Raw genomic sequence first — 13,121 nt, 5'->3', positions numbered from 1 at the left:
TGTGATTTTATTGCTACTGAGATTGACATGGTTGCAACTTGATTTGCGACAGAGCAATTTACGTTATCTATACGTAATGTAGATGCATAATATAAGAAAAACATGATTTATCAAGGGAGATTGACAATGTATAAGAGCAATTTGTTAGCTAATTCAGTGCGTTATGCGTTGCTAGGCGGTTTGGCGGCAGCAACATTAAATACCTCCGCGGTTCTGGCAGCAGAAGACGGCGCGAAAGTTGAGCGTATTGAAGTTACTGGTTCACGTATTAAACGTACAGATATGGAGGCGGCTAGTCCTGTTTTAGTTATGAACAGGGAAGAGATTGCTGCAACAGGTCTAGTTAGCCTAGGTGATATTTTACAAACCATACCATCAGCAGGTGCTGCCCTTAATACCGCGTTCAACAACGGTGGTAATGGCTCAACTAATATGGATTTACGTAACTTAGGTTCGCAGCGATTACTTGTTCTTGTCAATGGTCGTCGCTGGATTTCTTCGTTAGGTTCAACTGTTGATATGAACACAATTCCAACAGCTGCTGTTGAACGTATAGAGGTACTTAAAGACGGCGCCTCAGCGGTATATGGTTCAGATGCCATTGCTGGCGTTGTAAACATTATTACTCGAAAAGATTTTGACGGAGTTGAGCTTTCAGTTTACGGTGGTGAAAACTTAAGTGAAGGTGATGGACGTCAATATACAGCAGATCTTACCTTTGGGGTCACTGGTGAAAAAGGCGGCTTGTTATTTAATATGAGCCATGTGACTCAGCAACCAATTTGGGCCGGTGATCGTGATATTTCTTCAACAGGTAACAGTTCTACAACTGAAAATACCCGTTTTAGAGTTGATCCAACAACGTTAAATCAAGCTAACCAAGATGCACTTGCTTCAGCAGGTTATACTATTAGAAGTAATGGTTTATATGATTTGATGTCACTACCTGGCACCGGTGAGGATGTCGGAATAGATAAATTCCGTAATCGTGCTGGCGATGTCTATAACTATGCTCCTGATAACTATTTAGTTACTCCACAAAACCGAAATGCATTTTATGTCCAAGGCTATTATGATTTGGCTGACAACTTACGTCTAGTTAGTGATTTTATGATGACGAATCGTAAGTCATCGCAAGAACTTGCTCCTATGCCAGTAACACTTGGTGCCTCATTTGGTGCTGCGGCAAGCCGAGTGGATATACATGCTGATAATATTTACAACCCGTTTGGTCAAACATTATACGGTGATAGTGACCGTGCAGTTGCGAATGGCGAAGCAGATGGTTATGTGCCATATGCACTCCAACGTCGCATGCTTGAGGCTGGGTCTCGCCGTTATGAACAGAATGATGTTACCTATCGAGCAATGGTCGGACTGGAAGGAAATATTACTGATACCTGGAGTTGGAGTGCCCACTACATTTATGGACAAAATAGTCAAGATGAATTGACAACGGGTTTACTTAATCTTACTAGGATTAACCAGGCACTTGGTGCAAATTGTGATGCAAGTACTTCTTGTACTGCGTTGAATCTTTTTGGTGGTCCTGGTTCCATAACAGATGACATGATTGACTACATAACTTTTGATTCTGTTGGACGTTCTGGTCTAACAATGAAAGATTATGCATTTAATATTTCTGGAGACATATTTGATTTACCAGCAGGTAGTGTTGGCATGGCTATTGGCTTAGAACGTCGCGAGGAAACTGGCTACGATACTCCTGATCCTCTAACTGTGACAGGTGAATCTTCGGGGAATCAACGTGATGCAACTTCCGGTAGTTTCCGTTTGGATGAGGCGTATATCGAACTGTCAATTCCTGTGCTTGAAAGTTTAATTATTACTCCTGCAACACGTTTTTCAGATCATGATGTTTATGGTGATAATACAAGTTCAAAAGTTGGCGCCGAATTCCGTCCAATAGATGACTTATTATTACGTGCAACATGGGCTGAAGGATACCGTGCCCCGTCTATTTCAGATTTGTATGCTGGTAATGCTGACTCTTTCCCTAGTTGGTCTGATCCTTGTAATACTAGAGATAGTGATGGTAATACTTTAGATATTTCAGGTAAACCAGGTTGTTCAGGTGTACCGGATGGGTATAGCCAAGCTAATAGTCAGATTCGTATTACTCAAGTTGCATCGCCTGACTTAAAACCTGAAACCTCAGAATCAGTAACGGCAGGTTTTGTATATAACCCTTCATGGCTTGAAGGCGCAGAATTAACTTTAGATTACTACAATATTAAGGTTAAAGATGCGATTGGTCGTTATGGTTATGAAGATATTGCTACAGAATGTGCTGAAGGGACGAACACAACTTCATGTGATTTCATTGACCGTGATTCTTTAGGTAATATTGTTGATTTACGCAACTATTTACTAAATGCCAACAATTACGATGTTAGTGGTCTTGACATGTACACTGGTTATCGATTTGAAACCGGTTTTGGTAGCTTTAAGACATCTTTAGATATGTCATACGTAATTGAAAATAATTTTAATGGTAAAGATCAAGTAGGGCAACAGTACGGGGATGGCGGATATCCTCGTATTAAAGCTAACTTTTATATCGACTGGGCGATGGGTGATTGGGATGCTCATTGGAAAACACGTTATGTACACAGCATGATGAGCAATTATTATGTTGATGGTGTTTATGACTATTACGGTGTACCTGAAAGTGATTATACCAAAGAGTTTGATGCATATATGGTTCACAATATCTCAGTTGGTTATTCTTTTGCAGAGTACAATACAAATGTGAGCTTAGGTATAAATAATTTATTTGCAGAGAAACCAGAGTCAGAATATATTAATAATGATCTTGCCATGTCAACAAACAACTTCTCTGTTACAGAGTACGATGTAAACATGGACCGTTTTGTTTATTTACGCGCTACAGTAAAATTCTAACTACCTGTTAGTTTTTATTCTATCAATTGAAATTTGCTGTTTCTTGTATGTAAAAGGCCTGCTAATGCAGGCCTTTTTGATATAGACTCAAATTTGTTCCAGAATTTATATCATTACCAGAATTCAGATAATAACTGCGACCCTCTAATTGAGGTGCTGGGGGATCCCCTCATAATTGAAGTCTTCCAGCGTCATGAACTAAGTTTATATATTCGATTAATGCCTAGCAAAAAATTGACTCCTTTACCGGATATTTGTCTCTTTTGCGTACTTCCTTTCCAAGTCTAACAATTGATAGCACTGCCCGCTTTCTCACTGTATTGGCTTGAAAATATCTTTGCAATCCAAGGTGTTGTGCCGCTAACCCAATACACCACAACACAATTTCAGCGAGCATAGAGATGAGCAGCAATACATCATATCGCTTTGGACAACGGCTGCGGCTTTGTCTGAGGCTCATGCCATATTGCGGACTTTTTAAATCGCGGAAGGTTTCTTCAATTTGCATTCGTTTAGCATATAAATCGACGACCGTTGAAGGGCCAAAGTAGTCTGGCGGTAAATTTGTTGCGAGTAGCCAAGGCTCTTTACTCCCTAAGCTGTAACTCTTTTGTGCAGTGTGATTTCGCCCAGCCTTAGAAGAACGTTTATCCTTACGCAGCTTAGGTTTAGCTTTAAACAAGTGCAGGCAACATTGTAACGGAGACTTGCGCGCTAACTTGACGCTACCTATGTATTTCGCGGTTGAATTCGCTTTAGGGTAGAGGGATTTATTTGACTGCCATGATGTTTGGCCGTTGAGCATAAAACTGACATCACCGCGAACTCTACCTAGCCAAAACCAGCCATGGCGCTCGACTTCCCTAAACCAAGTATTGCGATAACCTACATCGGTGACGATGAGCGGGCAGCATCCTGGCGGCAATACGTTTGCAAGCACAGCTAAGAAAGCGTTATGACTGCGTGGGGCATTGTAATCTTCAAACAGAAAAGTGCGTTCGTACAAAGTAATGGAGCGACCTTTAACACTGATTGATGCGCGTAAGGTCATCATTCGCAGTTGTTCGCGCACATCAGACCAATCCATAAGAATAATGGGCATCGGATTTGAGTCGCATAGATACTGTGCATGCCATTGATAAATAGCGAACTTATCTTTGACAACATGTAGATTTCCCAGCAGTCGGTCAATACGCTTGATATTGTGTTTTGGTGCAACGTTACCCGTTATGTTCCGTCCTAACTGGGTTAACGAGAGTTGATTGCCATCGAGTAAAGACTCAGTAGCAACCATCAGAGAATTAAGGCGTTTTTGGTGTATTTGAGGGCATTGTTTTTTGAGTAAATCGTGTAATATGTCGATATCACGCATGATGTTGGATCTAGTAGGTTTTTGGCGAAATTGATTAGATCAAACAGCATCATGCGTGTCTACTTATTTGAATCCCATCGAATTTATGTGGGGATTCGCTAGAATGCGGGGTTATGGGAAAAGGGGTATCCACGTAATGAAGCGGGTCATCTGAAACAATGGAAAATCAATAACGGCTATCACCAGCGCTCTCTAGCAGAGACCGCCATGGGCCAAATAAACAGTTGAATAGTTACGTGATTACAATGAGCAAGTTGCAGAGGCATTGGCCGGTGTGAAGGCTATGAACAAAGTCATTAGACTGGGTATGCCCGTTCGCCAGCAAGTTGCTTAATCGCTCATAAGCCTTTGAATGATTAACTTCTATGAAATTATTTAATCAACAACGCCAATTCACTATGCCACTGCATTGATTTAGTTCAGATGTTCTTACTCCATCAGTAGATTTTTACCTATAGAAGTGAATGATGTAAAGAGCATCAACTTGAGTCGGTTTCATGTTGAAAAATGTTAATTAAAAGGAGTAAGGAGGATAAAATTAACTTGGATATATTGCTATGATTTTATTGGATTTAATTTTAAGCTGCATTAGTTTCCTCTAAAAGTTGTAACTCTAAAGACTCTTTTCTGTGCAAAAAAACACCTTTCGTAAAAATTTTTATTCATAGCGCCTCTTTACACTAGTTTTTAGTCGGCCGAAATGTTGACACAGGTCAACATTTTGTGAAATGATGCCAGCGGGTCTATGCCTTTAAGGGCGTAGGAAAGGGAAGAAAAAACTAAGAACCACAAGAGAAAGACGAACTTACAGTAATTTTTTCGGCGAGCATTAATTGCTTCTCGTTTTGTTGCTGGTAAGTTACCTTTTTATTCACTTCAAATTGGTTGGGAACTATGTCCAAGGTAAGCAATAGAACAAAAATCGCTACTGCACTTGTTGGCGTGCTGGCATTAGCGAGCAGCAACTTAGTTGTTGCAGATCCTCTTACCGACGTGCAGAAAGCGGATAGTATGATCCATGCTGATGCTGCTGCGTCGCAAAAGAACGTTGATAAGTATTTCGATCAAGCACAAGACATGCTTTTTGAGTATGGTTCTGTCGCAGATGAGCGCGAATCACTGAAATCATATAACGATTATGTTGCCAGTTTAGTCGCTGATCAACAAAAGACAATGGACTCAGTGCAAGGTGACATCAATGGTGTTGATAAACTTCGCCAAGGCGTAGTGCCATTGATGTTTAAAATGGTTGAGTCATTAGAACAGTTTGTTCAATTAGATTTACCTTTCAACTCTGAAGTACGTACTAATCGTGTTAATGAGCTGAAAAACCTACTTAATACTGCTGAAGTTACCTTAGCCGAAAAATACCGTTTAATTCTTGATGCTTATAGCATCGAGCGTGAATATGGTAGTGCGGTTGCTGTTAACCAAGGAAAATTAAACCTAGATGGTAAAGAAGTGTTGGTTGACTTCTTTAACTTAGGTCGTGTTGCTCTTTATGCACAGAGTTTAGATCAAAAGACTGGCTGGATGTACAACCCAGAATCTAAGGGTTGGGACAAGTTAGATGACAGCTATTTGCGTGAACTGACTAAAGGTATCCGCATTGCCCGTAAACAAGGTGCTCTAGATCTATTTGCGTTACCAATTCCTGCTGCGGAGACTGCACAATAATGAAGAAGTTAATTACTACAGCTGTGTTGGCTGCAAGTTTCTCTTTAACTGCTGGTATGGCTAGCGCTGCAGATGCGCCTAAGTCGATTGACCAATTATTGCAGCAAGTTAAAGTTGAACGCGCTGCAGAAGGCAAAATCAACAGCAAACGCGAGCAAGAATTCCAAGCAGAACGTGGTGATAAAGCTGCACTGTTAAAGCGTGAAAAAGATGCATTAGCCGCTGAAAAACAACGTGGTAAAGATTTAAACCAAGCGTTCTTAGATAACGAGCGTAAAATTGCTCAGTTAGAAGAAGATCTGAAAACTGCTCAAGGTGACTTGGGTGAGATGTTTGGTGTGGTTAAAGGTGAAGCCGGTGATTTCGCGGGTAAACTGGCAAGCTCAAACATCAGTGCTCAATACCCAAATCGTGATAAATTCATCGCTGATTTAGGTGCGCGTAAGCAATTACCTAAAATCGAAGAACTAGAGCAATTCTGGCAAGAGCAGCTGTTTGAAATGGCGCAATCTGGCAAAGTTGTTAAGTTCGAAGGTTCTGTTACTGGTATCGACGGAAGCGTTAAAACAACGACTATTCACCGTATCGGTTCTTACAACTTAACAGCCGATGGCAAATACGTTGTTTATAACCCTGAGTTAGGTTTAATTCAGCAGTTATCTCAACAACCAGAAGGTTACCAAGTTAGCGCGGTTGCTGACTGGGAAAAAATCACTTCAGGTACTGCACCATTTTATGTTGACCCTGCACGCGGTGTACTGCTAAACATCTTCACTAACAAAGCTAGCTTTGAAGACCGTTTAGAAGCCGGTGGTACTATCGGTTACATCATTATTGCTCTGTTAGCACTGGGTTTATTAATCTCTATCGAACGTCTTGTCACTATGACTATCATTGGCGCTCGCGTTAATAGCCAACGTAAGAACGTCGATAAGCCTGGTAACAACGCTTTAGGTCGTATCTTAAAAGTTTACCAAGAAAACAAAGACGTTGATGTTGAAACGTTAGAGTTGAAACTTGATGAAGCGATTCTGAAAGAAACTCCAGCATTAGAAGCGCGTATTTCAATCATTAAAGTACTGGCCGCTATCGCACCTATGATGGGTCTATTAGGTACAGTAACGGGTATGATTGCAACCTTCCAAAGTATCCAATTATTTGGTACTGGCGATCCAAAACTGATGGCGGGCGGTATTTCTATGGCGCTTATCACTACAGTTCAAGGTCTGGTTGCTGCACTACCGTTAATGTTAATGCATGCAGTTGTTGTTGCGCGTAGCAAGTCAATCGTTCAGATCCTTGAAGAGCAAAGTGCTGGTATCATCGCAGCACATGCTGAGAAGAGGGCTGACTAATGATGCTATACCTGATGGACATTTGGGATTCCGTCAGGGGCTTCATGGCCTCCGGAGGCGACGTACTCTGGCTTGTAGCGGCTGTTCTGTTCTTAATGTGGGTATTGATGCTTGAGCGTTATTGGTATCTTAATTGGATATCACCAAAGCAACATAAAGCAATCATAGCTGCATGGGACGCCAGAGAGGAAACGACCTCTTGGTATGCACACCGTATCCGTGAAGCTTGGATGTCCCAAGCGAAGCAAGATTTGAATGCACGTATGCTGATTATTAAAACCTTAGTGGCGATTTGTCCAATGATAGGTTTGTTAGGTACCGTAACCGGTATGATTTCAGTGTTCGATGTGATGGCAGTTCAGGGGACGAGTAATGCTCGTTTGATGGCGGCTGGTATTTCAATGGCGACTATGCCTACGATGGCAGGTATGGTTGCAGCATTATCGGGAGTGTTCTTCAGTACTCGCCTTGATGCAAAAATGAAGATCAGTTTAGAAAAGCTAAAAGACAGCATGCCGCACCACTAGAGAGAGATTGAACATGGCACGTAAAAAGCATTCCAGTATAGATGAGGAAGCGCAAATTGATATGACACCGATGCTCGACATCGTGTTCATCATGCTAATCTTCTTCATTGTAACAACGTCATTCGTGAAACCATCTGGTTTGGACTATAACAAACCAAAAGCTTCACAAGCGACTTCAAAGCCTTCGGCGAACATCTTTATCGGCGTCAGCAAAACGGGCGTGATCATGATGGAAAACCGTCAGGTTGATATCGAACGTGTAACTGCAAACGTTGAACGTATGCTGGCTGAAGCTCCTGAAGCTGCTGTATTGATTCAGGCTGATAAAGACGCAATGCACGGCTTAGTTGTTAAAGTTCTAGACCAAGTGAAAGCGGCTGGTATAGATAAAATTTCGGTATCTGCGGGGAACGATTAATATGCTAAGAGCACTAGTATCGATCATTATTGGTGCTGCTGTGACTTTTGGTCTGTTCGCTTTTATGGCGTTCTTGGTCGGTGGCGGCGCACAGCGCGGCGAAACATCGGCTGAGACCCCTGTAATTGAAATCACTATGGATAGACAGGATTCAAAAGCACAGAATAAGCCAAGGGTAGTGCCTAAGCCACCACCACCACCAGAGCAACCACAGAAGCCTGATACAACGCCACCTGATTCATCAAGTAATATTGATACATCAATGTCGTTCAATATGGGTGGTGTAGAAGCTGGCGGTGCAAGTACTGGTTTCAAATTAGGCAATATGATGACTCGCGATGGTGATGCTACGCCTATCGTTCGTATCGAACCTCAGTATCCAATTGCTGCGGCGCGTGATGGGAAAGAAGGTTGGGTACAACTTCGTTTCACCATCAACGAACTCGGTGGTATCGATGACGTTGAAGTTATTCAAGCAGAGCCAAAACGTTTATTTGATAAAGAAGCGATTCGCGCACTGAAGAAGTGGAAGTACAAGCCAAAGATTGTTGATGGCAAGCCACTGAAGCAACCTGGTCAGACAGTTCAGCTGGACTTTACCTTAGATAAGGGAGGCAAATAACGATGCGTAATGTTAATAAAATCGCAGCTCTATTATTGCTTTCTGTTTGTGGCGGGACATTAACGCTTTCTTCTGCGGTAGCGGAAGAAAAGTGTCCTATCGATAAACGTCAATCTAAAGCGGTAGGCGAAGGCGCAGCGAAGAAAGTTCAAAAGTCGTTCGAAGCTTATACTAATGGCCAGTTAGATGAAGCCATTGCTATTTTGCTCGAAGCTAATGCTAAGAACGACTTCGATAAGGCTTATGTTGCACGCATGTTAGGTAACTTTTATGCCGAAAAAGGCAAAATGGATACTGCGATCAAGTACCTAAAACAAGCTGTTGAAGCTGATATTTTAGGTGGCACAGATCATGCTGCAACTATGCGTCTTTATGCGGATTTGCTGTTACAAGAGAAGAAGTTTAAGGAATCGATTCCTTACTACTACAAGTGGATGGAATTCACTTGTAAATCTGACTCTCAAATATACCGTCGTATTGGTATTGCATATTCAGAGCTAAAACAGTGGGATAAAGTGATTGAAGTGGCCGATAAAGGTCTTTCATTAGCTGAAGCTCCTGATAAAGGTCTGTATCAGATGAAACTGACAGCTTACTTCAACCAGAAGAAGTATAAGAAAGCTGTTGGTGTGTTAGAAGTCATGGTGCCATTATTCCCTGAAGACGGCAGACTGTGGGTTCAATTAGCGCAGTTTTATTTGATGGTTGAAGACTATGACAAGTCTCTTGCTACTTACGATTTAGCTTATAGAAATGGTTTCTTAGAGAGCGCGGGTAACATTACCCGTTTAGCACAATTGATGGCACAGAAAGGTGCTCCATATCAAGCTGCTAAAGTTTATCAGAAACACATGAAATCAGGCTTGATTGCTGAGGATGCTAAGTCCTTAGAGATTTTGGCTGGTTTCTATCAAAATGCTAAAGAGTTTAAGCAAGCAGCTGATTATTATGGTAAAGCTGCCGCTATAAGCAAGGATGGTAAGACTTACCTGAAACAAGGTCGCTTACTAAACTTGGATGAACAATACACTGCTGCGATCCCTGTGCTTGAAAAAGCCATATCCATGGGCATTGATCATCCTGGCGAAGCAAACTTCGAATTAGCTTTGGCTCATTTAAGTTTGAAACAGTACAAGTCAGCTTATAACCGTGCAGTATTAGCTGCTAACGATAAGAAGACTGAGAAGAGTGCAAATAGCTATATCTCTTATATCAAAGAGAAAGCACGTATGCATAACATCACACTGTAATCGCTTGGCAGTTTAGCGTTTGAATTTGAAAGCCCCGAAAGGGGCTTTTTCTTTGCTACTAATTACAACACAAGCTTACTGTAAGCGGATTAAAGCTTGTGATTGATCATGGCTTTTTTCAAGATCTTGTGAGAGTTGGCTGACATTACTGAAGAGTGACTCGATTTTGTTTTCTTGCGTCGGTAAGCAAATGCAGGCGGCCAGTTTATAATCAATTGTCAGCTTATGATTTTTACCAAAATCTTGATTAAAGTCAGATATTTGTTGTTCTATTCGCTTTAACACTACCTCAGTTCCCACCTCATCTATGTTGAATAAACCCAGCGCAAAGTGATTATGATCAAGCCTCGCAATCATATCTGTTGCTCTTAATAGTGCTTCCTGCACTTGTTTGGTAAAGAATTCGAGTAAATGGGGTTGTTTGACGGTTTCATGAATGTGAGGGCACAGATACAATAGTGCCAAGCTTTGGTGTTCTCTCATGTGACGATGCCATTCTCGGTTGAATACTTCCATGAAATAGGTTTGGTTATAGACTCCAGTTTCTGGATCCCTGAAACCTGAGTTGCGGAACGAGTAGATCATAGATTAACTCCGATAGCAGACCTTGAACTAAGTATAGAAACAGTTCTGCAATAGCGGGCCAAAAAGGAGAAATATTAAAATGAAATTGGGTTTATTGGCAGGTTCGATAGCGTTAATCTTCACCCTTCAAGGCTGTTCTAAGCCTGAAGCCACTGAAGTTCAAGAAAACAGCCAAGCTAATGCAGTTGCAGAGCAGGGCGAAACACAAACGGCCGAGCAGCGTTATTTAGCGCTTGTGGATGCTTATTTTAAAGATTACCTAAAGCTTGAGCCCATCTACGCCACCTTTGTCGGCGTTAATGACTATAACGCCGATTTTGGCGGGGATCTAACCGAAGATTACCTCAAGGCTCGCCATGATCTTAATACTCACTATTTAGCTCAGGTGCGCGCGATAGATCCAAAGCAACTGCCCGCTGATTTACAGTTAAGTTATGATCTGTTTGTCTATGACCGTGATATGGCGTTAGTGGACGAAACTTTCCCATCTCGCTTTATGCCGATAAGCCAGTTCTATAGTACTGTTATTACCATGGTGCAGTTGGGTAGTGGCGAGAGTGCACAACCTTTTAATACTGTTCAAGATTATCGTAATTGGGAACAGAGAGTCGATGGTTTCATCAAGTGGGTAGCGCTTGCTGAAAATCGGATGAATCAAGGCATTGAAAGTAAAGTGGTGCTACCTCGGGTGTTGGTAGAGCGCATTATTCCCCAGTTAGACGCTATGCTAACGACTGATGCGACTCAGAGTATTTTCTACTCGCCCATTCAGCATTTCCCTGAGAGTTTTTCTGAGCAAGATAAAGCGGAATTGACAGCTCGTTATCAAGCCATGATAGCCGAACGTATCGTGCCAGCGTTGACGGACTTGCGTGATTATTTTAAGCAAACCTATTTACCTAAATCGCGGGCGACTGATGGTTGGTCTGGTTTACCTAACGGCAAAGCTTGGTATCAGCATCTGGCTAACTCACATACGACCACCACTATGTCTGTGGATGAAATTCATCAAATTGGCTTAAGTGAAGTGGCGCGAATTTTATCTGAGATGGATAAGGTACGTGAGCAAGTCGGTTTTAAGGGCGATTTGAAAGCATTTTTCGCGTCTTTATCTTCCGAACCTCAGTATTTCTACAGCGACCGTCAAGGTTTGATTGATGGTTATATGGTGTTGAAAGATAAAATCAATCAAGTGCTGCCTAACTACTTTAATGTGATGCCAAAGGCTGATTACGTGGTTAAGCCGGTTGAAAGTTTCAGAGAACAATCTGCAGCGGGTGCTTCTTATGAATCGCCTGCGGTGGATGGCAGTCGTCCAGGCGTGTTTTATATCAACACTTATAACCTCAAGGCGCAGCCAAAGTGGGGAATGACGACCTTGTCTTTACACGAGGCCGCTCCTGGGCATCATTTTCAAATTGCGATCAAGCAAGAGCTAACCGGTGTGCCTGAGTTCCAGCGTTTCAGTGGTTATACGGCTTTCGAGGAAGGTTGGGCACTGTATGCTGAGTACTTAGGTATTGAGATGGGCTTGTTTACTGATCCTTATCAGTATTTTGGCAAGCTTTCCGATGAAATGCTGCGTGCGATGCGCTTAGTGGTGGATACCGGTCTCCATTCAAAAGGCTGGAGTCGTGAACAAGCGATTCAGTACATGAAAGACAACTCGCCGATGGCTGAAAGTGACATAGTTGCTGAAGTGGAGCGCTATATGGCGATCCCTGGTCAAGCTTTGTCTTACAAAGTCGGTCAGCTGAAGATCCTGGCACTGCGCGCCCGCGCTGAAAAAGCCTTGGGTGATAAATTTGATTTAAAAGCGTTCCACGATCAAATCCTCACCTCAGGTTCATTACCTATGGCGGTCATGGAGAACAAAATCGATCGTTGGATAGCGTCTAAACAGGCTTAGCCCGTAATATGCCGTTATTTGACTTTGAAGTGAATGACGGCATTTTAAGACTTTTTTATTCAACAGAAAGTTTTTATACTGTTGATTCAAAACCTGTTAAAACGGATGTTTTAATGGGAATATCAATGATATTTGGGGCAAATGTCTCATGATCCTCACAGGAGTTTTACTATGGTCCAGGCAACAGCAAGACATTTGTTAGTCAGCAGCGAAGAGCAATGCCAAGCGCTGAAACAGCAAATATTGGAAGGTGCAGATTTTGCTCAAATTGCTCGCGCGCACTCTTCTTGCCCATCAGGTGCCCAAGGCGGCGAATTGGGGTCATTCGGTCCTGGTATGATGGTGAGAGAGTTTGATGAAGTTGTCTTCAGCGCGCCATTAAACGAAGTGCAAGGTCCAGTTAAAACGCAGTTTGGTTTTCATTTACTTGAAGTGACCAGCCGCGCGTAAGTTTTACAGCTTATTTGATACGGCAGCGTTT

The 13,121-nt window shown here is 42.2% G+C and carries 11 protein-coding genes and 1 pseudogene; 10 read left to right on the top strand and 2 right to left on the bottom strand.

Going from position 1 to position 13,121, the window contains the following annotated elements:
* Window positions 1-126: 126 nt before the first annotated feature.
* The gene (locus OX890_RS14955; RefSeq protein WP_126492260.1) at window positions 127-2,925 is read left to right on the top strand and encodes a TonB-dependent receptor plug domain-containing protein; all 2,799 of its coding nucleotides are present in this window, start codon (window positions 127-129) and stop codon (window positions 2,923-2,925) included.
* A gap of 223 nt (window positions 2,926-3,148) precedes the next feature.
* Here OX890_RS14955 and OX890_RS14950 read toward each other — a convergent pair whose 3' ends face one another.
* Window positions 3,149-4,297 (bottom strand): IS4 family transposase, encoded by a 1,149-nt coding sequence (locus tag OX890_RS14950; RefSeq protein ID WP_126492258.1) that lies wholly within the window; start codon window positions 4,295-4,297, stop codon window positions 3,149-3,151.
* 102 nt (window positions 4,298-4,399) lie between these two features.
* On the opposite strand from OX890_RS14950, the pseudogene OX890_RS14945 reads away from it, so the two are divergent.
* The 7 genes and pseudogenes from OX890_RS14945 to OX890_RS14915 all read left to right on the top strand — a co-directional run.
* Window positions 4,400-4,631, top strand: a pseudogene (locus OX890_RS14945) (IS5/IS1182 family transposase); the annotation flags it as partial.
* 560 nt (window positions 4,632-5,191) lie between these two features.
* Window positions 5,192-5,974 carry a DUF3450 domain-containing protein gene (locus OX890_RS14940; RefSeq protein WP_012088828.1) on the top strand — a complete coding sequence of 261 codons (783 nt, stop codon included), beginning with the start codon at window positions 5,192-5,194 and terminating at the stop codon, window positions 5,972-5,974.
* Window positions 5,974-7,329 carry a MotA/TolQ/ExbB proton channel family protein gene (locus OX890_RS14935; protein WP_012088829.1) on the top strand — a complete coding sequence of 452 codons (1,356 nt, stop codon included), beginning with the start codon at window positions 5,974-5,976 and terminating at the stop codon, window positions 7,327-7,329. Before OX890_RS14940 ends, OX890_RS14935 begins: the two co-directional genes overlap by 1 nt.
* A complete protein-coding gene (locus OX890_RS14930; RefSeq protein ID WP_006081157.1) occupies window positions 7,329-7,856 on the top strand; it encodes a MotA/TolQ/ExbB proton channel family protein in 528 nt (175 codons plus the stop codon). The genes OX890_RS14935 and OX890_RS14930 overlap by 1 nt, the downstream gene beginning before the upstream one ends.
* A gap of 13 nt (window positions 7,857-7,869) precedes the next feature.
* A complete protein-coding gene (locus tag OX890_RS14925; RefSeq protein ID WP_006081158.1) occupies window positions 7,870-8,274 on the top strand; it encodes an ExbD/TolR family protein in 405 nt (134 codons plus the stop codon).
* Between the two features lies 1 nt (window position 8,275).
* Window positions 8,276-8,896 (top strand): energy transducer TonB, encoded by a 621-nt coding sequence (locus tag OX890_RS14920; protein WP_012088830.1) that lies wholly within the window; start codon window positions 8,276-8,278, stop codon window positions 8,894-8,896.
* 2 nt (window positions 8,897-8,898) lie between these two features.
* The gene (locus OX890_RS14915) at window positions 8,899-10,146 is read left to right on the top strand and encodes a tetratricopeptide repeat protein (RefSeq protein ID WP_012088831.1); all 1,248 of its coding nucleotides are present in this window, start codon (window positions 8,899-8,901) and stop codon (window positions 10,144-10,146) included.
* Window positions 10,147-10,221: 75 nt separating this feature from the next.
* On the opposite strand, the gene OX890_RS14910 is transcribed toward OX890_RS14915, so the two are convergent.
* Window positions 10,222-10,731, bottom strand: coding sequence for a diguanylate cyclase domain-containing protein (locus OX890_RS14910; protein ID WP_006081161.1), 510 nt, complete (start codon window positions 10,729-10,731; stop codon window positions 10,222-10,224).
* Window positions 10,732-10,810: 79 nt separating this feature from the next.
* On the opposite strand from OX890_RS14910, the gene OX890_RS14905 reads away from it, so the two are divergent.
* The gene (locus tag OX890_RS14905) at window positions 10,811-12,640 is read left to right on the top strand and encodes a DUF885 domain-containing protein (RefSeq protein ID WP_268649466.1); all 1,830 of its coding nucleotides are present in this window, start codon (window positions 10,811-10,813) and stop codon (window positions 12,638-12,640) included.
* Between the two features lie 171 nt (window positions 12,641-12,811).
* On the top strand, window positions 12,812-13,090 hold the full coding sequence (locus OX890_RS14900) for a peptidylprolyl isomerase (RefSeq protein ID WP_006081163.1): 279 nt from the start codon (window positions 12,812-12,814) through the stop codon (window positions 13,088-13,090).
* The last annotated feature ends 31 nt before the right edge of the window (window positions 13,091-13,121 follow it).

Origin of the sequence: Shewanella sp. DAU305, assembly GCF_026802235.1 — a bacterium.
In the GTDB taxonomy this organism is placed as follows: Bacteria; Pseudomonadota; Gammaproteobacteria; order Enterobacterales; family Shewanellaceae; genus Shewanella; species Shewanella baltica.
This window is presented reverse-complemented; position numbering and strand designations above follow the sequence as displayed.